Raw genomic sequence first — 20,205 nt, forward strand, 5'->3', positions numbered from 1 at the left:
CATGGAAATCCAGCAGTCCACTCCCTAAAGTGAGGCCTTGGCAATATGCACTTTTCGCAAGCGCGGCGCCGCGTCCCGGCCCACAGACTTTGGATCCGACCATGCCAGAAAGCCCCCTCGCCCGGTACGCGGCCGATGAACAGCTGGACCAGTAAGTGCGCGCCATGCGAGAGCATGTCCGCCCTGGTGCAGAATCTGATGCCAGCTGCAGCTCCTGACTGTTGCCGCCATCGGCGCCACCCTGTTTATGAATTCGCTGCACCGCTTCCGCGCTACTATCGCGCAGATGGCCAGAACAATTTTCGAATATTTGGAGTTCCACCATGCTGCCCGACGACTTGAGCACCATCCGCAACCGCGTATTCGACGACATCGCCGTGGGCGATACGGAAACGCTGGTGCGCACCCTTACCGCCGCCGACATCCAGCTATTTGCAGTACTGTCGGGAGACGCCAACCCGCAGCACCTGGACCAGGAATTTGCCGCCAACACGCGCTTTCATAGCGTGATTGCGCAAGGCATGTTCGGCGGCGCCCTGATTTCGGCCGTGCTGGGCACGCGCCTGCCCGGCCCCGGCACCGTCTACCTGGGCCAGACCCTGAAATTCACCGCACCGGTGCGCTTGGGCGACACGCTCACCACCAGCGTCACCGTCACGGCCCGCGACCAGGCACGCAAGCGCCTCAAGCTGGCCTGCCAGTGCGTCAACCAGGAGGGCGTGATCGTCATCACCGGCGAGGCTGACGTCATTGCTCCCACCGAAGCGATTGTTCGCCCGCGCGCCACGCTGCCGGAGGTGCGCCTGATGCCGGGCGGCGGTGAAATGCAGGCCTTGCTGGCGCATGCGCGCGGCATTGGCCCGCTCGCCACGGCTGTCGTGCATCCCTGCGACGAGGCCAGTCTGGGTGCGGCGCTCGATGCGAAAGCCGCCGGCCTGATTACGCCGATCCTGGTGGCGCCGCATGCCAAGCTGCTGGCCGTGGCAGAACAGGCCGGGCTGGACCTCGGCGGCTGCCGCATCGAAGACGTGCCGCACAGCCATGCGGCAGCGGCGCGCGCAGTCGAACTGGCCGTCCAGGGGGAAGCAGCACTGTTGATGAAAGGCAGCCTACACACCGACGAACTGATGGGCGCCGTGGTCGCCTGCGCCGCATTACGCACCAAGCGCCGCATCAGTCACTGCTTCGTGATGCAGACCCCGGCCTACCCGCGCCCGTTCATCGTCACCGATGCCGCCATCAATATCGCGCCGACGCTGGAGGAAAAAGCCGACATCATTCGCAATGCGATCGACCTGGCGCATGCCATCGGCGTCGCCACGCCGCGCGTCGCCATCCTGGCGGCGGTGGAAACGGTCAATCCCCACATGCCTGCCACCCTGGACGCGGCAATCCTGTGCAAGATGGCCGACCGCGGCCAGATCAGCGGCGCCTTGCTGGACGGTCCACTGGCCTTCGACAACGCCGTCTCGCCCGCGGCCGCGCGCATCAAGGGCATCGTCTCGCAGGTCGCCGGGCAAGCCGACGTGCTGGTTGTGCCCGACCTCGAAAGCGGCAATATGCTGGCCAAGCAGCTGGAATACCTGGGCGATGCAAACAGCGCCGGCGTGGTGCTGGGCGCTCGCCTGCCGATCATCCTGACCAGCCGCGCCGACAGCCGCGCAACCCGGCTGGCGTCGTGCGCCGTGGCCCTGCTACTGGCACGCCAATACGAGGCAAGTCCACCATGAGCAAGCGCATTCTGGTACTGAATTGCGGTTCATCGAGCATCAAGTTCGCGTTGTTCGATGCCGAAGAATCCCGCCTGGGCGACAAGGCGCTGTGGCAGGGAAAAATCGACGGTGTGACCGGTGCCGGGCAGATACTGGAAGTCTCTGGCGCCGCGCCCCACACCCTGCCGGCGGGCGGCGACCAGCCCTATCACGCGGCGCTGGGCGCGATTCTCGCGCGATTGGACCAGCGCCTGGAGCAGAGCGGTGAGGCGCTGGCGGCCATCGCGCACCGGGTGGTGCACGGCGGCTTGAAATACAGCGCACCGGTGCCGCTGGACGCCCACGTGCTGGCGGACCTGCGCGGGTATATTCCGCTGGCGCCGTTACACCAGCCCTTCGCGCTGGAAGCCGTCGAAACCCTGCTCGCCAGCCGGCCCGGATTGCCGCAGGTCGCCTGCTTCGACACCGCCTTCCACCACACCCTGCCAGTGGTCGAACAAATGCTGCCGCTGCCTTACGCAGCCTGGGAGCGCGGCCTGCGGCGCTACGGCTTCCACGGCCTGTCTTACGAATATCTATCGCACGCCTTGGTCGTCCGCCACGGCGCCGCGGCACAAGGCCGCGTCATCGCCGCTCACCTGGGCAGCGGCGCAAGCCTGTGCGCGATGCAGGGCCTGTCCAGCGTCGCCACCACCATGGGCTTCTCCGCCCTGGATGGCTTGATGATGGGCACCCGCTGCGGCGCACTGGATCCCGGCGCCCTGCTCTATCTGATGGATATTGAAGGACTGAGCACACATGAAGTCGGCCATATGCTGTATCACGAATCGGGCCTGCTTGGCGTGTCGGGCATTTCCGCCGACCCGCGCGTCTTGCTCGAGCAGGAGGCGCGCGCGCCACGCGCCCGTGATGCCCTGGCGCTGTATGTGCGCCGCATCGTGCGCGAAATCGGTGCGCTGTGCGCCGTGCTGGGCGGGCTGGACATGCTGGTGTTCACGGCCGGCATTGGCGAGCACAATGCCGAAATCCGTAGCCGCGTGTGCGCAGCGCTTGGCTTCCTCGGCGTTGCGCTCGACGAGACAGCCAACAGGGGAAACGCTGCTGTGATCAGCCGCGGCACCGGACCGATCGTGGCGGTCGAAGCAACCAACGAGGAATGGATCGCGGCTCGCCACGCGCGCGGCATCCTTGATATGCGGGAGCAGCTGCGATGAATTACGCCAGATTGACAACCGCCGTATTGCTGGCTTTTCTAGGCGCAGCGCAGGCCGACGAACAGTCTTTGCCGCCGGTGCATCCTGCCTTGCAGGCTTTGAACGACGGAGAGTTGCGCGCGGTCACGCGCCCTCTGCCATGGCGCATGCCGGCTGACGCAACGACGCCCGGCACTGGGTCCCTGCACACGGCTTTGCCGCCGCGCGCAGCACGAAGTCCGATCATCGGATACCTGCGCGCACTGAACCTGCTTACCACTGATATCGAAATCCGGGACGTTGATTTCGGTAACAATATGCCCACTTGGACTGCGGCCGGCGACGGCTCATATAGAGTGCCATTGCCAGCCACAATCGGCGAAGTCGATCTACGAAATATTCGCTGCAATCCAAACGACAGCCTTCATTTCGGCTCCCTGCAGATCCTGGGCATAGACCTGCAAAATACGACAATTACGGTGTCCCGCACCAAATAAGACGCATCCTGCCGGGACAGACTCTGGGAGCGCGCCCGCCTCGCGCATTTCCAGCGATGGCGGCCAACGAATGAGATCCGTTTGGGCGAAACTACCCTTTATCCGCTTTTTATGCGGCACGCATGCTATTCGAGGGATTTGACAAATGGGCCGTCCGGTGAAAACAAAAATGCCCCTCCGTATTGGTCCTTGGCTCTGGTGACTGTCGCGCGAATAACTCGATCTTCTTCCAGCAGAAACTCAATCTTTTCCCTGCCTGTTGGGGCGCGAAGAGGGATCGGCAGAACAACGAGCACCGGCATCACCCCGCCCCAAATTTTCTCGAATTCGTAAGTCCACAGTTCCGCTTTCGGTTTATCGGAAATTATCTTCAAGCGCGTAGGGTTGCCCCAGTTATCTCGCATCCAGCTGCTGGAGGGAGTCGCAACCCAGCGACCGTTCTGCTTATCTGCTGCGGCGGAAATGACAGGCGGCTCTGAGGTCAATGCCGATGGAGATTTGGCGGTCGCCAATACGCTCGGCATCTCTGTTTGAGTGGTCTGCTCTCCGTATTTAAAAAGAGCCACGCATCCCTGTAGCGAAATACTTATCAGGATGAGGAAGAACAAAGACTTCAGGCGTTGAATCTGATTCATGAGCAGCGGTTCCAAGTAAATTGAGATATATCCACGTATCCGTTCCAGCGTGTAGCTGATAGCATGAGTCGTCAGGAATTGCGCGGGGTGGCCCTTATCCACGTGCGCAGCATTGATCTTTCCGCGGGCATCTGCGGTCTATAAATCTCGAAGTCGTCTTCATCAATGAGCCAATAACGGGAAAGTGATCAATAACGTCAGCACCTTAGCAGCAAATGCAAGAGTCTCCCCTGGCGGATGAGTTGAGGATCCGGTCAGCGACCATAGCCATGGACGTAGATAAACTCTGATTGCACCTCGATCGGGAGCTGACCTAACGATCCAGTAAGCCTCAGGAACTCCTCGCTAAGTGCCTCATCGGCTGAGACTGAGCCAGTGAGCGGGTTACGCTTTTTTGCAAAACGAAACACTCGAATGGCCAAAATGTCCTTGTAGGCGGCAGGACCGCTACCACCAATCCCAGGGTCCGCGATGCCATGCTCGCCCAAGAGTTCGAGCGAAGAAATTGAACCGATCTGAAAGGTTTTTGCTCCGACGTAGGAGAACTCAAATTGAATTGAGAGTCGCGCGACGAGCGTCAGCACTTCTCGCCACTTGGTGTCATTCATCAGCTTCGCTGAGAACTTTTGCTTAGGCATGTCAAAAAATCCCAAACATATTTGTCGCTCCGTTCAAGATGGCCAAATTTCCTCGCTTTGTGAGGCATCAGGTTTTCAGGCAACCGGATGCCGATGCGCGCAGTGTGGAGACAGTCTATTGGCCTACAGCGTTAGGGCTTCGCACTCTTGAGTGCCCACCAAACAATTGCGACATTCAAGACCGCTAGTACGAACAGAAAATTATGTGTTGCATTCAGCAAGCCAAGGACTTGCGCTCGACCAGCAGCTGCGGCACCAACGATGTCACCGAGGGCGGTGCCAGCAGGTTCGATCTGCGCAAAGGTCACCAGCTCAGGATAGATATCGAACAGTAGAAACGCGACGTTCGCGAACACCGATGCCAATAGAATTATTGCACGACGCTTCATAGACTCTTACGTGAAAGATTAACAACGCCGTCAGGCGCTCGATGAATTGATTTTTTAGGCTGCACTCGTGACCATCAAATGAACGAATTCTCTAATTTTGTTTTTCACGCCAACCGGAGCGATAGAGCCCAGCTTTGGCTTGTGCAGCGACCTCAATTAATTCGGGCCACGAAGTGGCTTCGGCTTGAAGGAATTGTCAGACCCCGCGCGAAGGAAGCCAACGTTTATGGGCTTATCACACAGGCTGGCAGTTTAAACAAAAAAGACGCGACCGTCCGTTACATCCCACTGCAACACGTATAGCCCCGAACCCACGTCTCGAGCAGCCGGGCCAAGCTGGGAGATGATGGAATGAACTGACATAGCCTTGCCAATGCCCCGGAACTGGTCTGGCGATAAGGCCTTGGCCGATGGCGAAACAAATGAAGGATCCCACGTGCAAGCAGTGGCTTGGCCGGTGCAGGCCAGTAAGACTGCGATGAGTGTGAGTGCGCGCATGTGCGTAAGCTAACGTGTCGATCGAGCGGCGCAGTAGGCGTCCATAGGAATATTGTAAAGGGGCGGAAACGGCGAATCAAACTTCTGCATCGTAGACCTCGCGATTTAGAGCGAGAGACAACTTTGCGCAAAGCTTGGTCACCCAACCCCGAAAGAGCCGGCTATCAATCTTCCCCGCCACCAGTAGCCCACCTGGTTCAACCGAAGTCGTAATGAACTGATCGCTTTCCAGTGAACCAAACCATGAGCCTTGGTCGTCAATCCATCAGTCCATAGTGCGATATACCTCCATCACCATCGTCCATTCAGATACGCCCAGGTCGTAAGGAAGGTTTAGCGTGATCGATTCTTCCATCGTAGTGGAGTCCCGCGTCAAAAATAACGGGCGGGCGTCAGCCCGTCCTCGTTGTTTGCCAAGTTCGGCGAAATGAGCTGTTCAACTAAAAGTGCGCCATCACGTAACGCAGATGCCGCTCGCTCTGCCGCCCCCTTTCAATCAAATGTGCCCCGCCTTCCACCAATGCTCCAATCCGACATGAAATCGGTATGTCGGTTGGGGTCTGCAAATTCGGTCCAGATTTTTGGCATGGTCGTGGCGAGGTCAGCGCGGAGGCAGTGCTGCAGCCTGCAGGGTTACGCATTCGATGGGCCTCCAAGGTTGCCGGCGAATTCATTGAGCAGATCGAAGCATGGACTGGAAGGATCTGTCCTGGCAAGAATTATCGTTAATGCCGCCAACAGTGAAACTTGGGCAACTTCGTTTAGCGGACCATCGGCATCCGATACCTGATTGAACGTCGGACCACCAACGGCAGCAAGAGAGCGATTAAGCATGAAATGACTGATCGTGCCCGTTTCATCCGAGAGAGCAATCCCCAGAGAACCACCGTCCATCGCTACGGAGCAATCGTCAATTCTAGAAAGACTAGCGAAGCTGTTCATGAGGATGAATAACGATTGAATTGAGCGAGGCACGTACGCTCGTCCGCTCGAACGAAGGGTTGTGCGTCGCGTGTGAACTTCTCAGGAAGCGTCGCCATCGAGGCGTCCGCAGGAAGTAGAAATTAGGCATAATCGCCTCGTTCCTTGCCAAAAAACACCCCTACTTTCGAGGCGCAGAACGACGCCCCCAAAGAGCGCGACATAGGCCGAGAGCCAGACAAAATACCCAATTAAGAGCGTTGGGGATCCAGCAATTTCTGAAAATGGCGCCCAAAGCGCCAAGACAAAAGCGACCACGACTGCGCAGCCGTACGCACGTAACACCTTTCGCCCAAACCTACCAGTCGATAAGAGCCACGGCGCAATAACGAAAACGGCATTCCCAAGCCCTGCAAAAGCGAGAGGAAGAAGCGTTGGATCCTTTGCAGCATCGCTAACCAAGGCCATAGCTACCCCTGCAGCTTGCCAGCCATCCCAAACAGATGGTTTACCGAATATAACGATTTCGAACGCCGGCAGAACGAGCGCGCACAGAAACTGAAGCTCTGCCACCACCAAAAGTATTCTCGATTTCTCTTTCATATTCCTAAGGTACGGATTCGGTGTCGCGGTTAGGCGTCCACGGGAAGTTATCTTTAGGCCGGCTCATAGAAACACCAGCTTTGTATTTCGTGCATGTTGTGGCCTCCACCCTCAACGTATTTGACATGCCGCCAATTCGCCGATGGCGACAACCGCCACATATGCTGTGGCGAATCGATTAAAAGCACGAGGTGCTAGTGCATGATAACCAGCGCTGAAACGCGCAGCGCGGAAGCCGTCCGGTCAATTAATGGGTCAGACCGCACATGAACCACGAACGAGGTGAATCATAACGTGACAAAGCTCAAATTGATCGCATCCACGAGTGGACATTTTTCCCTGGTTACCAACGTTCGCAAACTTCCAGCTTTCTTCAATGTCGGACCAATACAGCAAATTGCCGCCGAAGGCCGCAACCGCGACAACGAACTCGCCAGAAGAGTCGTCTACATTTAGCTTGATTGGGGCGATCAGGGCTGTCCCAAGCGCGACTCGATGCACAGGCGATAGCGCCTCCTTGTCCTTATTGAGGTAGGTGATTACTTCCGCGAATTCTTCTTCGTCCAGGTACACGATGCGGGGAGCCAAACGCGTCTATTCAGCGGCGCCGCCAGGCATCTGCTGGAATGGTGCTGGAATCTCTGCCGAACATAAAATAGGCGAATGGCATAAAGTAGAACGCCAGCCAATGCCCAGAGAAGCCCCGTATCTCGTTCGCCTTGAACGCTGAATATTCTAGTGCGGTAAGCTCTCGGACATGCTTTCCATGACTGACGAGTACATATTTGCCGTCAACAATGGATGGATTGCCTACTTCGCTTCCTACCATGGTGAGCGCAAAGTTAAGCAACGCGTACGCGAAGATGCCGCAGCCTAGCACGACAACCCACATCGGAAACGCATTTCGAATTTCTGCAAATGTAGGCTTCGGCCCAAGTGTCTTCCGGCTGAAGAAAACAAAAGGAATAAACACCAGAAAAATGCCCCCGTGCAGCCCCCAAACCGCCGGAAAATGCTCGGAGACATCCACGCCGGTCAACGCAAGAACGTGCACAATTAGAGCTGCCGTAAAGCCAGCAAGCGAAATCAAACCAAATAATCGTTTCATGGAATTCTAATGTTGGAATGGCGCCTGGCGTTCAGAACAGGACCAATCACAACAAGGCTGCGCGTGCATGGACCATCAAGATCGCCAGGACTTCCCGGATCTATAAAGTGGTGCCAACTGACGCGTCAGCGCGTTCAGTTGAGCTAAAGGTTATAGAGCTAGTGTTAAAGGAATGCATTTGACCGAAACTCCTGAAGCGGCCTTTCGCAGAGCCGCCAGCACACGCACCCGACGACTTCGAGAAGTCATGCCCTTCGGGAGCCGCTGCGACCAAGGCTGCCAATAATGTTCAAGTTCGACGCCGCTAATTCGGCTCGATGGATGTACCGTCTTTGAGAAGAAATCGATCGCTTCATTCAATTGTTCTAGTGAATGGAACTGGAACGTAAACTGGCAGACCTCTATCAAGAGAACGTTTCGACGCCGCAGGTTGTCAGAAGGCGGCGCTGCCCGCCTTCCACCAATGCTCCAATCCGACATGAAATCAGTATGTCGGTTGGGGTCTGCAATCTCGGTCCAGATTTTTGGCATGTTCGAGGTCTAACGAGGCTGCATAAAAATCCCTTTGCGACACGGCTTCACGCCATCTTCCGGAATCTTCATCAGCAACGCAGTTGATTTCTTAAACATCCTGCCAGTTTGCCGCAATCACCGCCTTTCAGGCAAGAAAAGGCTGGAGATAGCCCTCTAATCAACCTGTCAGAAGGCATAGCCGCTTCGCGCCAGCTTCTCGATGCTGCGCACCAGGCAGCATAGCTGCCATTGCGTGCTCACTTTTTGCTGCCCGCGTAAGGATCCCCATCAAACAGCGAGTCCCAATCAATCTGACCATCATCGTCAAGCAGACAAGTAAAGCGAGGTCAAAAAGTTGACCCGCATAGAACTGATTCGGCTTCCCATATCCAAGGCAATCCATCGCTGAGACCTCGACACCATCAAACGAGACTACGGCAGCACCGCCTTCATCTTCTTCGATACTTATCGTACTTTCATCTAGGCTGCCCATCATCATTGGTCGTAACCGGCATGAGCAGCAGCGCGTAGCGATGCGTAGGCCCGGTTGATGAAATAGATGGGCAATTACTTACCATGGGTAATCCGACGAACGGTGGCATCGTTCTTGGAGATCTCCGCGACTGCAACGCCACCCTTATACCCCTTTGGTGCCGTGCCTTCCACAATCCAAAACCCATCTACTAGCACCGCGCGATAAGGTGCTTCAGAAGCAATTTTCTTTTCGCCGTAAATCGGAGTCCAAACCGATATTGCGATCCGAATTGCCGTCATTGCATCCGGCACATAGCCGGCTTCTGGTTTGAAATTGTGCGGCTCCGAACTCTGTGCGAGAGCATTCGCCGCGAATAGGAACAAAAAAGATAGCGTCGTAAGATTCTTCATGTGACCCAAAATGGTGCTAACCGACGGCGGAGGCGCGCAGCGCCGTAGCTGTCGGCTTGAATGTAGTGTTGGCCGCGCGCGTGAGCTCGCAACGAATGGCCAACCGATTGAGCATCCGCGAATACGCCCGCATAAACGGCAGCATAGCGCAGTGACTTGATCTTGCCCGACGTGGTCGCGCCGCCAGCAACGCAAACGCCACCAATAGCCAGTAATGGCGAGCAGTGGGGCTTGAAGCCAAGCGAATAGGGCGAAGCGTGCATCATGCTCACAGCGATGGCCAACGTGTTAATTCAGCCGCGCCGAAGGCATCGGCTGGAATGCATTGTTAGCGCCTTGGCCAGCGGTCTCCCTCATAATCGAACGCAATTCCTGTACCAGTTTTTCACGCTTGCGCGGAGCTTTAAGGGCGGCAGGCAGACGACTAAGCCAATGACTATTTGGACCCACAGGCAGGCCTCGCCGCAGGGACAGTTGATGAGACGTCGGCAAAGGCTTTGAGGCCAACACCTCGATGAAGTGATCCAGCTGAGCAGGCGAGCTGAACTGAAGCTCGTACGACTCAAATTCAATGTGCAAGAACAAGTAGCCCTTATGGGGAATGGCCTCCGGCGCCGGAGGAGAACAATCTTTTTCCGTTCCAGGCACGGGAACGTGCACCCAAAAGGCAACCGGTGCACGTCGCCAGTCCTCTTCGAAAGTAAAGTAGTACGATGCTTTCATGGGTTCGCTAACGTGTGTGCTCAGCGGAAGCCATAGGGTGTCCGCTGAGGCTGTATAAAAGTCCCGTTGCGACGCGGATTTGCGCCACCTTCCGGAATCTTCATCAGCAACTCGGCTGAATTCTTTAACATCCCGATAGTTTGCCGCATACGCTGCCTGTCGGGCAAGAAAAGGCTGGAAATAGGCCTCTATTCGCCCGTATCAGACCGCATAACCGCTGCGTGCCAGCTTCTCGATGTTGTGCACCAGGCAGTAAAGCTGCCACTGCGTGCTCACCTTGTGCCGTCCGCGTAAGGTGAAGCGATAGAGCCGTTTGTTGAAGCGCACGTTGGCAAAGACTGGTTCCACCGTCGCCATCCGCTGGCAGTATAGGGCGAGTCCGCGGGGCGTATCGATCGCTTGCCGCATGCGCTGAGTGCAGGTCAGTGGCGATGCCTGGCTCTTTCTGAAGAAAGCCACCTGTCGCACTTGGTATCTTAATCGCGTCGGTACAATGCCTCGATAGTGCTGGAGCCAAGCGAATGGGCGTTCACCATATACCCCGTCAGAGCACCCGATGCGTTTTCGGGAAGCTCGAGTTTTTGCGACAACGCATGCACTGTGAAGCGGTAGTGATGTACGCCGTGCTTCGGCGGTGGGCAAGCTCCGCCAAAGCCCTTGGCCCCGTAGTCATTGTTCATCGCCTGGCTGCCTGCCGGCGCCATGGCCCCCGCCGGAAGGGAGCTCACCTCCCTCGGGATATTGACAAGCTGCCAGTGCCACCAACCGCTGCCGGTCGGCGCGTCGGCATCGTGCACGAGGATGGCAAAAGCCTTGGTGCCTTCCGGCGCACCGGACCAGGACAGTTGCGGGGACTGGTTGCCGCCACTGCAGCCAAAGCCCAGGAATTCCTGGGCCTTGCCCATGAACTTACCGTCGGCGATATCGGTACTGGTCAAAGTCAGCGAACCGGCCATTGCGCAATTGCTGGCCATCAGTGCTGCAAGAATAAGGTGTCGCATATGAGCTCCTGTAGTTTGGAGCGCATATCTTAGGCAACGGCACTGAATCGGTTTAGGCCCTGTTCCGCCAACTTTTCGCCCGAATCGCTCATTCGTGTTCGACGAAGTTCAGTAGGAGTAACGCCGAAGAGTTGCTTGAACTTGTCGGTAAAACGCGATTGCGATTGATAGCCGCACCGTTCCGCAATGCGCCCAATGGGATCGAGAGTCGTTTGCACAAGGTGCAGGCCGAATCCCAGTCTTGCCCGGTCCTTGATCGCCTGCAGTGTAGTCCCTTCCGCGGCCAGCTTGCGCCGAAGCGTGGACTCGCTGAGGGCCAAGGTCGATGCCAGGACATCCACATTGTGATCCACGCTGAAGTCTGCGCAGACAAGGCCATGCAACTTGTGGCTAAGGCTGGGCGGTTCGATCACCTCACTTACCTGCTCGTACCCCAAGTGATAAAGCAGCTGTAGGATCTCCTGCCGGCGCACGCCCCACATCGCAGGTGGCGCAAACGCGGACCATTCGACGAACTGCTGCAAGGACCTCTCGATCGCAGGATTGATATCGCCCTGGACGAAGGACTCCGACCTGCCCTTCCTGGGCGGCAGGCAGTTGAAATCTTCATACTCGAATTCGACAATCAGTGCCGTGTATTCAACATCGCCGGGAATGTTCCGCATATTGATGCCGGGGCGGTTGGACAGGAGGATGAAACTCCCCGCCGGGCATTCGATCTCGCCGCGGCTGCCAAGCCTCTTGCTGCCACCGAGCACGCAGATCAGCATCGGCTTGATGATCGGCACGTTGACGATCCTCTGCTCCTCAACGGACGAATAAACAGAGAAAGGCAACGCGCCCCCTGCTTCCTGCATCACTTTTGCTGACAGCCTTAACGCCTCCATATTGCTTCCGGGTCTCGCATTATTCAGATGCTGTCGCCTTTGCGGCAACGTGCACGAAGGAGCAAGCGGCAATCGCGTACTCCGCAGCCAAATCCGCAGGCCAAACGTTGCGGTCGACGTAGAAACCGTGGACTTCCGCGCACGTTGCGGAGTTTTTTACCGATTCCACGGCTCGAAGTCGGTCACGTCGCCAAAGATATCGGGTTTGGAGAGATCCCCGCCCTGCTCTTCCATCCAGCGCCGCTGTTTCAGGTAAGCTGGATTGGCGTGGGCTGGAATACATGTCTTGCCGGTATTCAGCTGCGCATTGACGTTCGCGCCCCGCCTGATCATTTCAAGCGCCGCCTCGTATTGGGATTCCATGGCCGCTTTGCATAAAGCCATGTCGCGCGCGAAAGCAGGGGCGGTTGGCATCGTAGTCATCAGCTTCTCCAGCAGCGTTGGTACCCAGCCGTCTTCGCTGGTGTCACCAACGATGCATTGCATGCCCGCCATGATAGTCGCGCAGAAAAGCCTTCTGGATAGACTGGCATTATGGTGGACAAACATATCTTCTGTCGCCAACAGGTAGTCGCGGCTGGTCCCACCGTCGATGACATGAACCACTCCGGCATAGCCCCGCGGCCATCTGCTCAGCCCCTCAAAATACCTGTCCTGGTAGCTGGTAGTCGGCTTCGGTTGCTTGCGCTTGGCAAAGATACTGAACACTTCCCGCCAGGTTTCGGGTGAAAACTCCCGATAGTTGTCCACCGCATTGGTAACGCTCAAAGCAGCGTGGACCTCCCCCCTGCGCGCCAGCACATAGGTGGTAAACCTGGTGCGGACAACAAGGGACTGCTCGGGCTGGAAAACGGCAAGAAACTTATCGGCGCGGGCAACCATGTTGGCGCTTTCGTCCAGCACCTCCTTGCGGATAAAGTCGATATTCGCCTCATCCTGTGTTGCAAGCAGTTTGTCCGTCGACTCCTTGATGCCGGCATGAGCGCCTGGCAGGCATAGAAAAATTGCGAGCGCCGCAAAGGCGCTTCTTAATGACTGCATTTCACTTCCTTGGATTCACTTCAGACGATGCGCCCGCATCATAACTTCCCCGAAGCCAGTTAAAGCTCTCCAATTTTCACCTGGCGGCGATTGCCTTCAGCCGGACGGACAAATCATCGACCAATCGTTTGCGGCTGCTCAAAGGATATTCAACCGGTGAAAACGGCATCGCACTCTGCGCAAAAGCGTCGATCAGTTCGAGCAGGCCTGCCGCTTCATCGGGAGAAAAATCAGCGCGGGCGCCATTGCCGCTTAACGCAGTGAGTTTTTCCTGCAGCACCTCCTTTTGGGCGATCGCCTGCTCGGAAACCGGATTGGCCACGCACAGGCCGAATGTCCCCGCCAGAAAATGCGTCCACATCGAATCCAGGCGCTTGCGCATCCCTTCTTCCAGCACCGCGCCATCATCGGTAAAGCTATCCGCCATGTGCCAGGTACTTGCGTTCAAGACAGCCAGCGCTGATCGGATATTCCGATCGAATTGAAGCTTCAACACCTCGTGGGCACGCTCGCGCCCGACATCTGCAATGACGGCCTGCGCCCGTATCACCCATGCCGCCGTCGCTGGGTGGAAGTACTCCCCATCCTGGGCGAAGCCGGCCGGCATGTCGCCAAAGACGAAGGACTTCACGCGCGACATGCCCGTCACAACATAAGACGGCCCGGGGACGAGGCGATCCTGCACCAGGCCACGAAAATCATTGAGCGGAAGCTGGCATGCGGCGGCCATGCCCTCCAATGTCAGGAAATGTTTTGTGAGGTAGGCGTCCAGTGCGGGCATGTCGAATCCAAGGTGGTTTGTTCGGGCCAATTTTATACTGTATTTTTATACAGCCCAACAACACCAAGGAAAAAAAACCGCCATGCTTTGCGCTATGGCGGCTTGGATCGTGACACTCGTTCAGTTACGTTCGATCGAGTGGATCGCGCCTTCGTTCTGCAGGCGCGTGATGTCGGCCTTGGAGAGAACCAGCGAGCCGTCGAAATAGTCCGGCCGCGCGACCTTTCCACCATCCACATCCTTCGTTGCTCCGGTCACTTTATTGTAGGTGACGCGCGGCGCATCGAATTCGATGTTATTGCCATCGACGCTCTTGACCCGCAGCACCCCGTACATATAAGAGGACTCGGGCGCCTTCATCAGGCTCGAGATATTGAGGACATAGATATCGTTTTTTGCCGGAGCCGCGGCAAACATCTGCACCTGGCTGCTGCGGTTCGAACTTTCGATGGAACCGAAGACGCCAATACCGGCGACCAGCGCTGCCAGGAACACCCAGCTCCAACGGGACATGAATGGAATAGGCGGTTTTCCGAAACGCTCCTCGACCGACTTGGCAACCAGCCTGTCGCCGCGGAGGCAAATTTCGCACACCCGCACGTACTGCTTCGAGGAGACCCATTTGAAGATGTACCAGATGTGGCTGACCTTGTACTGCAGCTGAAGCAGGAACTTCCGCTCTTTTTCACAGGTAGGGCAATGCTTGTGCTCATGCGCATCAAGTACCACTGCCTCGCCTTTCGATCCCCAGATGATCATATTTTGCTTCCTTTGAAATATTGTGAAGTGCGCCCTTAAAGACAAAACCGCCAAGCTTGCGCAATGGCGGTTTTGTTCCGGGCTAACGCTGATTACTGTGCGGCGGCGGCAGCTTCTTCAGCGGCGGCTTTCATCGACAGTTTCAGGCGGCCGCGCTCGTCGGTCTCGAGGACCTTCACGCGCACTTGCTGGCCTTCTTTCAGATAGTCGGCAACAGCGTTCACACGCTCGTTGGCGATCTGAGAGATGTGCAGCAGGCCGTCCTTGCCAGGCATAACCTGGACGATGGCGCCGAAGTCCAGCAGCTTCAGCACGGTGCCGTCGTAGCACTTGCCCACTTCCACGGAAGCGGTCAGTTCTTCGATACGGCGCTTGGCTTCCTGGCCGGCTGCGGCGTCGACGGAAGCGATGGTGACGATGCCGTCGTCGCTGATGTCGATCTGGGTGCCGGTTTCTTCGGTCAGCGCGCGGATCACGGCGCCGCCCTTGCCGATCACGTCGCGGATCTTCTCAGGGTTGATCTTGATGGTGATCAGGCGTGGAGCGAAGTCGGACAGCTCGGTCTTCACAGTCGGCATGGCCTTCTGCATTTCGCCCAGGATGTGCTGGCGGCCTTCTTTAGCCTGTGCCAGTGCAACCTGCATGATTTCCTTGGTGATGCCCTGGATCTTGATGTCCATCTGCAGCGCGGTAATGCCGTTGGCGGTACCAGCTACCTTGAAGTCCATGTCGCCCAGGTGGTCTTCGTCGCCAAGGATGTCGGACAGAACGGCGAAGCGGCCGCCTTCCTTGATCAGGCCCATGGCGATACCGGCAACGTGTGCTTTCATCGGCACGCCGGCGTCCATCAGTGCCAGGCAGCCGCCGCAGACGGAAGCCATCGACGAGGAGCCGTTGGATTCGGTGATTTCCGATACCAGGCGCACCGAGTAGGAGAACTCTTCCGGCGAAGGCAGGGCTGCGATCAGTGCGCGCTTGGCCAGGCGGCCGTGGCCGATTTCGCGGCGCTTAGGCGTACCAACACGGCCGGTTTCGCCGGTGGCGAACGGAGGCATGTTGTAGTGCAGCATGAAGTCGTCGGTGTACTCGCCCATCAGCGCATCGATCTTCTGCGAATCGCGGGCGGTGCCCAGGGTCGCTACGACCAGTGCCTGGGTTTCGCCGCGGGTGAACAGGGCGGAACCGTGGGTGCGTGGCAGCACGGAAGAGCGGATCGAGATCGGACGCACGGTCTTGGTGTCGCGGCCGTCGATACGTGGCTCGCCTTGCAGGATCTGGGAGCGCACTACTTTCGCTTCCATATCGAACAGGATGTTGCCGACTTCTACCGCGTCAGGAGCCTCGGCGCCGTGGGCGGCGGCTTCGGCAGCCAGATCGGCCATCACTTCAGCGGACATGGCGCGCAGCTTGTCGGTGCGGGCTTGCTTGTCCTTGGTCTGGTAAGCGGCGTTGATCTTCGCTTCGGCGAAGTGGGCAACGCGGCCGATCAGGGCTTCGTTCTTGGCAGGTGCAGTCCACACTTGCTCTGGCTTGCCACCGTCGCGCACCAGTTCATGGATCGCGTCGATGACTGCTTTCATTTGTTCGTGGCCATAGACCACGGCGCCCAACATGACTTCTTCGGACAGCTGCTGCGCTTCGGATTCCACCATCAGCACGGCCGATTCGGTACCGGCAACCACCAGGTCCATCTGGGAGTCTTTCAGCTGGGATGCGGTCGGATTCAGGATGTACTGGCCGTTCTTGTAGCCGACGCGCGCTGCGCCGATCGGGCCGTTGAACGGCACGCCGGAAACGCACAGGGCGGCGGAAGCGCCGATCATGGAAGCGATGTCCGGATCGATCTCAGGATTCACGGACAGCACGTGGATGATCACCTGGACTTCGTTCATGTAGCCCTCTGGGAACAGAGGACGGATTGGACGGTCGATCAGGCGGGAAGTCAGGGTTTCCTTCTCGGATGGACGGCCTTCGCGCTTGAAGAAGCCGCCTGGGATTTTGCCTGCTGCGTAGGTCTTCTCGAGGTAGTCGACGGTCAGCGGGAAGAAGTCCTGGCCTGGTTTTGCGTCTTTACGCGCCACCACGGTTGCCAGTACGACGGTGTCGTCCATCGATACCATTACCGCGCCGGATGCCTGGCGAGCGATTTCGCCGGTTTCCAGCGTCACGGTGTGTTGGCCGTACTGGAAGGTCTTCGTTACTTTGTTAAACATGGGTTTATCCCTCTTTCTCTTTAGCCGACAGATTTTCAGGAGCTGTCGTAGCACCTCACCACAGACGGCCAATGGCCGCCTTACTGCAAAAAAACTAACGGTTCAAAATGTCAAAATGCCTGCGGCAGCGAACTGGCGCAGGCATTTCTCGTTTAAACCTGGTAACGCAAGAATTACTTACGCAGACCGAGTTTAGCGATCAGGTCGCGGTAACGGGTTGCGTCTTTGTTCTTCAGGTAAGCCAGCAGGGACTTACGACGGTTAACCATCATGATCAGGCCACGGCGGGAGTGGTGATCCTTGGAGTGTGCCTTGAAGTGGCCGTTCAGTTCGTTGATACGGGCGGTCAGCAGAGCAACTTGCACTTCTGGGGAGCCGGTATCGTTTTGGCCACGGGCGTTGTCAGCGATGATGGCCGACTTGTTGATGTTTTCAACGGTCATTTTCTTACCTTTCACATGCGATGAGCTGAGTCTTGCGACCCGGGACATCGTGAATTACGTTAATTAAAAAGTCCAGCCGGACGGCCAGACACGGGAGTATAACCGGAAAACGGGGCAAAAATCCACCGCCGCCTATAAAAGGATTTTCCGCTGACCTGGCGGAAACACAAGTTTTCCCCGCGCCCGACGAACAGACGGTGTCTGACCCTGCGGGTCGGACACCGGTTTACCGGTTTCACATGAGTTATCCGAAAAGCAAGCAACCGGTAACCCAGGGTCCGCCCCGAGGGTCAGCCCCGCCCACGCCCGGCTAATCCTTGATTTCCAGCGCCCGATTCAAGCTGAGCGCGGCCAGCGAGCCAGCGGCGCCCGACAGCAGGTACAGGCTGACATACGCCAGCCCGAAGTGCGCCGACAGCCCCAGCGCAACCAGCGGTGCAAAAGCCGCCCCCACCAGCCAAGCCAGGTCCGACGTCAGTGCCGCCCCGCTATAGCGGAAGCGCGACTCGAAGTTAGCTGTCACCGCGCCCGCCGCCTGCCCGTAGGACAGGCCCAGCAAAGCAAAGCCCAACAGGATGAAGACAGTCTGCCCCACATCCCCGCCCTGCATCAGCAGCGGCACGAAGCCGCTGAACACGCCAATCATGATCGCCAGCGTACCCAGCGTGCGGCGTCGCCCAACGCGGTCGGCGATCCAGCCCGAGGCGACGATGCAGGCCGCGGCAATGATCGCTCCCACAATCTGGATTACCAGGAATTCGCTGACCGAGCGCTCCGAATACAGCGTGATCCAGGACAGCGGGAACACCGTGACCAGGTGGAACAGCGCATAGCTGGCCAGCGCAGCCAGGGCGCCGATCACCACATTACGGCCCTGCGACTTGAACAGCTCGCCAACATCGGTCGGCTGCAGCTCACGCTCTTCCAGCAGGCGGGCATATTCATTGGTCGACACCAGGCGCAGGCGTGCAAACAGGGCCACCACGTTGATGGCAAACGCCACATAGAACGGATAGCGCCAGCCCCAATCCAGGAAGTCGACCGACGACAGGTTGGCCAGCAGGAAGGAGAACAGGCCGGCCGCCACGATGAAGCCGGTTGGCGCCCCCAGCTGGCCCAGCATCGCATACCAGCCGCGCTTGTTCGGCGGAGCATTCAGGGCCAGCAGCGACGGCAAGCCATCCCAGGAGCCGCCCAGCGCAATGCCCTGCCCGAAGCGCAGCATGGCCAACAGGGCCAGCGCGCCCAGCCCGCCCTGGGCAAAGGTGGGCAGGAAAGCCATGCCCGCCGTCGAGGCGCCCAGCAGGACCAGCGCCGCCGTCAGCTTGGCTTCGCGCCCAAAACGCGTCTGGATCGCCATGAAGGTGATGGTGCCCAGCGGCCTTGCCAGGAAGGCAAAAGAGAAGATCAGGAAGGAGTACAACATCCCGTCGAGATGGGATGCAAAGGGGAAGAACACCGAAGGGAACACCAGCACCGAGGCGATGGCGTAGACAAAGAAATCGAAATACTCGGAAGCGCGGCCAATCACCACGCCGACCGCGATTTCGCCGGGGGCAATGTGCTGGCCGGCCGGATCGGCCGATTGATGATGAATGCCGTAGGGGGAAGCGGTCATGCTCTGCATGTTTCTATCTCCTCTTCTCGCTCTTTTTCGCGAGTTATAACTGCTATCTATAACTGTTATGTGACCTACAGGTAGGACAATATGTCCAATCGCGCGCGCTGTCCAGTTTCTTTAGAGTGGCAAGATTCTTGATTTGGGACATTGTTTCTTGCGCATGCCTATCATACTTCTCCTCCTCGCGGCCGTCTGCCTCAGCGGTTGCAATACCATTGTGATGAACCCAGCAGGCGATGTCGCCTCGCAACAGGCACATCTTGTGACTGTCTCGACGCTGCTCATGCTGCTCATTATCGTGCCGGTGATCGCACTCACGGTGCTGTTCGCCTGGCGTTACCGAAAAAACAACACTAAAGCCACCTACACCCCGGATTGGGACCATTCGACCATGCTCGAACTGGTCATCTGGGGTGCGCCGCTGATGATCATCATCGTGCTCGGCCTGCTGACCTGGATCAGCACCCACCTGCTGGACCCCTACCGTCCGCTCAGCCGCATCGATGAGAAGCGTCCGCTGGCCGCCGACCACAAGCCGCTGGAAGTGCAAGTGGTGGCGCTGGACTGGAAATGGCTGTTCATCTACCCGGAACAGGGCATTGCCACCGTCAATGAGCTGGTGACCCCGGTCGACACCCCGATCCGCTTCAAGATCACCGCCTCGAGCGTGATGAACTCGTTCTACATCCCTGCACTGGCCGGCCAGATCTATGCCATGCCGGGCATGGACACCACGCTGAACGCCGTGCTGAACAAGCCGGGCCAGTACGAGGGCTTCTCGGCCAACTACAGCGGTGCGGGCTTCTCCCACATGCGCTTCAAGTACTACGGCATGTCGACTTCCGACTTCGACGCCTGGGTCGCCAAGACCAAGGCCGGCGGCGGTAAGCTGGACCGGGCCGACTACATGACGCTGGCCAAGCCAAGCGAGCGCGAGCCGGTGCGCCGTTACGGTTCCGTTGAATCCGAGCTGTACACCGCGATCATCAACCGCTGCGTCGAACCGGGTTCGACCTGCGCCGCGCAGACCATGGCGGCCGACGCCGTGCGTGTCCGCAATGCGGTCGCGCAGAAGGCAATGGAAGCGCGCATCTGCACGCCGAACGACGCGCTCGCCCTCGAATCTACTTCCCGTAAGAACTGA

At 57.9% G+C, this 20,205-nt stretch carries 23 protein-coding genes; 4 read left to right on the top strand and 19 right to left on the bottom strand.

Features of this window, described 5'->3' with window-relative positions:
* Positions 1 to 323 precede the first annotated feature (323 nt).
* The 3 genes from H597_RS0123825 to H597_RS33540 are packed head-to-tail and all read left to right on the top strand — an operon-like array spanning position 324 to position 3,402.
* Positions 324 to 1,730 (top strand): bifunctional enoyl-CoA hydratase/phosphate acetyltransferase, encoded by a 1,407-nt coding sequence (locus tag H597_RS0123825; protein WP_051294062.1) that lies wholly within the window; start codon positions 324 to 326, stop codon positions 1,728 to 1,730.
* Positions 1,727 to 2,926, top strand: coding sequence for an acetate/propionate family kinase (locus H597_RS0123830; RefSeq protein WP_028104312.1), 1,200 nt, complete (start codon positions 1,727 to 1,729; stop codon positions 2,924 to 2,926). Before H597_RS0123825 ends, H597_RS0123830 begins: the two co-directional genes overlap by 4 nt.
* Positions 2,923 to 3,402 carry a hypothetical protein gene (locus H597_RS33540; protein ID WP_051294063.1) on the top strand — a complete coding sequence of 160 codons (480 nt, stop codon included), beginning with the start codon at positions 2,923 to 2,925 and terminating at the stop codon, positions 3,400 to 3,402. Before H597_RS0123830 ends, H597_RS33540 begins: the two co-directional genes overlap by 4 nt.
* A 125-nt stretch (positions 3,403 to 3,527) precedes the next feature.
* On the opposite strand, the gene H597_RS0123840 is transcribed toward H597_RS33540, so the two are convergent.
* The 19 genes from H597_RS0123840 to H597_RS0123915 form a co-directional block, all read right to left on the bottom strand.
* The gene (locus tag H597_RS0123840) at positions 3,528 to 4,037 is read right to left on the bottom strand and encodes a hypothetical protein (protein ID WP_154668253.1); all 510 of its coding nucleotides are present in this window, start codon (positions 4,035 to 4,037) and stop codon (positions 3,528 to 3,530) included.
* A 254-nt stretch (positions 4,038 to 4,291) separates the two neighbouring features.
* Complete coding sequence (locus tag H597_RS0123845) at positions 4,292 to 4,675, bottom strand: hypothetical protein (RefSeq protein WP_154668254.1); 384 nt, start codon at positions 4,673 to 4,675, stop codon at positions 4,292 to 4,294.
* A gap of 131 nt (positions 4,676 to 4,806) precedes the next feature.
* Positions 4,807 to 5,064, bottom strand: coding sequence for a hypothetical protein (locus H597_RS0123850; protein WP_154668255.1), 258 nt, complete (start codon positions 5,062 to 5,064; stop codon positions 4,807 to 4,809).
* A 1,131-nt stretch (positions 5,065 to 6,195) separates the two neighbouring features.
* Entirely contained in the window at positions 6,196 to 6,504 is a 309-nt protein-coding gene (locus H597_RS35135) for a hypothetical protein (protein WP_154668256.1), read from the bottom strand.
* A gap of 81 nt (positions 6,505 to 6,585) precedes the next feature.
* A complete protein-coding gene (locus tag H597_RS35140) occupies positions 6,586 to 7,086 on the bottom strand; it encodes a hypothetical protein (RefSeq protein ID WP_154668257.1) in 501 nt (166 codons plus the stop codon).
* Between the two features lie 255 nt (positions 7,087 to 7,341).
* A complete protein-coding gene (locus tag H597_RS0123855; RefSeq protein ID WP_154668258.1) occupies positions 7,342 to 7,659 on the bottom strand; it encodes a hypothetical protein in 318 nt (105 codons plus the stop codon).
* 25 nt (positions 7,660 to 7,684) lie between these two features.
* Entirely contained in the window at positions 7,685 to 8,194 is a 510-nt protein-coding gene (locus tag H597_RS0123860; protein WP_154668259.1) for a hypothetical protein, read from the bottom strand.
* A 150-nt stretch (positions 8,195 to 8,344) separates the two neighbouring features.
* Positions 8,345 to 8,725 (bottom strand): hypothetical protein, encoded by a 381-nt coding sequence (locus tag H597_RS35415; RefSeq protein ID WP_161630639.1) that lies wholly within the window; start codon positions 8,723 to 8,725, stop codon positions 8,345 to 8,347.
* 549 nt (positions 8,726 to 9,274) lie between these two features.
* Positions 9,275 to 9,592: an NTF2 fold immunity protein gene (locus H597_RS34360; protein ID WP_083941256.1), complete on the bottom strand. Its 318-nt coding sequence runs from the start codon at positions 9,590 to 9,592 to the stop codon at positions 9,275 to 9,277.
* 288 nt (positions 9,593 to 9,880) lie between these two features.
* Complete coding sequence (locus H597_RS35145; protein ID WP_154668260.1) at positions 9,881 to 10,315, bottom strand: hypothetical protein; 435 nt, start codon at positions 10,313 to 10,315, stop codon at positions 9,881 to 9,883.
* A gap of 201 nt (positions 10,316 to 10,516) precedes the next feature.
* A complete protein-coding gene (locus H597_RS0123875) occupies positions 10,517 to 10,723 on the bottom strand; it encodes a transposase (protein ID WP_211232081.1) in 207 nt (68 codons plus the stop codon).
* 68 nt (positions 10,724 to 10,791) lie between these two features.
* The gene (locus tag H597_RS0123880) at positions 10,792 to 11,316 is read right to left on the bottom strand and encodes a YbhB/YbcL family Raf kinase inhibitor-like protein (RefSeq protein WP_028104321.1); all 525 of its coding nucleotides are present in this window, start codon (positions 11,314 to 11,316) and stop codon (positions 10,792 to 10,794) included.
* 29 nt (positions 11,317 to 11,345) lie between these two features.
* A complete protein-coding gene (locus H597_RS32300; RefSeq protein ID WP_051294064.1) occupies positions 11,346 to 12,203 on the bottom strand; it encodes a helix-turn-helix transcriptional regulator in 858 nt (285 codons plus the stop codon).
* A gap of 156 nt (positions 12,204 to 12,359) precedes the next feature.
* Entirely contained in the window at positions 12,360 to 13,244 is an 885-nt protein-coding gene (locus H597_RS0123890) for a hypothetical protein (protein ID WP_028104322.1), read from the bottom strand.
* 76 nt (positions 13,245 to 13,320) lie between these two features.
* Positions 13,321 to 14,025: a DUF6058 family natural product biosynthesis protein gene (locus H597_RS0123895; protein ID WP_028104323.1), complete on the bottom strand. Its 705-nt coding sequence runs from the start codon at positions 14,023 to 14,025 to the stop codon at positions 13,321 to 13,323.
* A gap of 120 nt (positions 14,026 to 14,145) precedes the next feature.
* Positions 14,146 to 14,784 (bottom strand): hypothetical protein, encoded by a 639-nt coding sequence (locus H597_RS0123900; protein ID WP_028104324.1) that lies wholly within the window; start codon positions 14,782 to 14,784, stop codon positions 14,146 to 14,148.
* Positions 14,785 to 14,876: 92 nt separating this feature from the next.
* A complete protein-coding gene (pnp, locus tag H597_RS0123905) occupies positions 14,877 to 16,997 on the bottom strand; it encodes a polyribonucleotide nucleotidyltransferase (protein ID WP_028104325.1) in 2,121 nt (706 codons plus the stop codon).
* Between the two features lie 173 nt (positions 16,998 to 17,170).
* Entirely contained in the window at positions 17,171 to 17,440 is a 270-nt protein-coding gene (gene rpsO, locus H597_RS0123910) for a 30S ribosomal protein S15 (RefSeq protein ID WP_028104326.1), read from the bottom strand.
* A gap of 310 nt (positions 17,441 to 17,750) precedes the next feature.
* The gene (locus H597_RS0123915) at positions 17,751 to 19,058 is read right to left on the bottom strand and encodes an MFS transporter (RefSeq protein WP_051294097.1); all 1,308 of its coding nucleotides are present in this window, start codon (positions 19,056 to 19,058) and stop codon (positions 17,751 to 17,753) included.
* A gap of 223 nt (positions 19,059 to 19,281) precedes the next feature.
* Between H597_RS0123915 and cyoA the strand changes: the two genes are divergently transcribed.
* Positions 19,282 to 20,205: a ubiquinol oxidase subunit II gene (cyoA, locus tag H597_RS32305; RefSeq protein WP_035375063.1), complete on the top strand. Its 924-nt coding sequence runs from the start codon at positions 19,282 to 19,284 to the stop codon at positions 20,203 to 20,205.

Source organism: Pseudoduganella violaceinigra DSM 15887 (assembly GCF_000425385.1).
GTDB lineage: Bacteria > Pseudomonadota > Gammaproteobacteria > Burkholderiales > Burkholderiaceae_D > Rugamonas > Rugamonas violaceinigra.

Bases quoted from the DNA above. Each gene is read 5' to 3' on its own strand.
- H597_RS35140 (WP_154668257.1), bottom strand. From the start codon at position 7,086: ATGAAAGAGAAATCGAGAATACTTTTGGTGGTGGCAGAGCTTCAGTTT.
- H597_RS0123845 (WP_154668254.1), bottom strand. From the start codon at position 4,675: ATGCCTAAGCAAAAGTTCTCAGCGAAGCTGATGAATGACACCAAGTGG.
- H597_RS32300 (WP_051294064.1), bottom strand. From the start codon at position 12,203: ATGGAGGCGTTAAGGCTGTCAGCAAAAGTGATGCAGGAAGCAGGGGGC.
- H597_RS0123915 (WP_051294097.1), bottom strand. From the start codon at position 19,058: ATGACCGCTTCCCCCTACGGCATTCATCATCAATCGGCCGATCCGGCC.
- H597_RS0123850 (WP_154668255.1), bottom strand. From the start codon at position 5,064: ATGAAGCGTCGTGCAATAATTCTATTGGCATCGGTGTTCGCGAACGTC.
- H597_RS0123890 (WP_028104322.1), bottom strand. From the start codon at position 13,244: ATGCAGTCATTAAGAAGCGCCTTTGCGGCGCTCGCAATTTTTCTATGC.
- H597_RS35145 (WP_154668260.1), bottom strand. From the start codon at position 10,315: ATGAAAGCATCGTACTACTTTACTTTCGAAGAGGACTGGCGACGTGCA.
- H597_RS0123825 (WP_051294062.1), top strand. From the start codon at position 324: ATGCTGCCCGACGACTTGAGCACCATCCGCAACCGCGTATTCGACGAC.
- H597_RS35415 (WP_161630639.1), bottom strand. From the start codon at position 8,725: ATGCCAAAAATCTGGACCGAGATTGCAGACCCCAACCGACATACTGAT.
- H597_RS0123900 (WP_028104324.1), bottom strand. From the start codon at position 14,784: ATGATCATCTGGGGATCGAAAGGCGAGGCAGTGGTACTTGATGCGCAT.
- H597_RS0123880 (WP_028104321.1), bottom strand. From the start codon at position 11,316: ATGCGACACCTTATTCTTGCAGCACTGATGGCCAGCAATTGCGCAATG.
- rpsO (WP_028104326.1), bottom strand. From the start codon at position 17,440: ATGACCGTTGAAAACATCAACAAGTCGGCCATCATCGCTGACAACGCC.
- H597_RS35135 (WP_154668256.1), bottom strand. From the start codon at position 6,504: ATGAACAGCTTCGCTAGTCTTTCTAGAATTGACGATTGCTCCGTAGCG.
- H597_RS0123830 (WP_028104312.1), top strand. From the start codon at position 1,727: ATGAGCAAGCGCATTCTGGTACTGAATTGCGGTTCATCGAGCATCAAG.
- H597_RS0123840 (WP_154668253.1), bottom strand. From the start codon at position 4,037: ATGAATCAGATTCAACGCCTGAAGTCTTTGTTCTTCCTCATCCTGATA.
- cyoA (WP_035375063.1), top strand. From the start codon at position 19,282: ATGAACCCAGCAGGCGATGTCGCCTCGCAACAGGCACATCTTGTGACT.
- H597_RS0123860 (WP_154668259.1), bottom strand. From the start codon at position 8,194: ATGAAACGATTATTTGGTTTGATTTCGCTTGCTGGCTTTACGGCAGCT.
- H597_RS33540 (WP_051294063.1), top strand. From the start codon at position 2,923: ATGAATTACGCCAGATTGACAACCGCCGTATTGCTGGCTTTTCTAGGC.
- pnp (WP_028104325.1), bottom strand. From the start codon at position 16,997: ATGTTTAACAAAGTAACGAAGACCTTCCAGTACGGCCAACACACCGTG.
- H597_RS34360 (WP_083941256.1), bottom strand. From the start codon at position 9,592: ATGAAGAATCTTACGACGCTATCTTTTTTGTTCCTATTCGCGGCGAAT.
- H597_RS0123895 (WP_028104323.1), bottom strand. From the start codon at position 14,025: ATGCCCGCACTGGACGCCTACCTCACAAAACATTTCCTGACATTGGAG.
- H597_RS0123875 (WP_211232081.1), bottom strand. From the start codon at position 10,723: ATGCGGCAAGCGATCGATACGCCCCGCGGACTCGCCCTATACTGCCAG.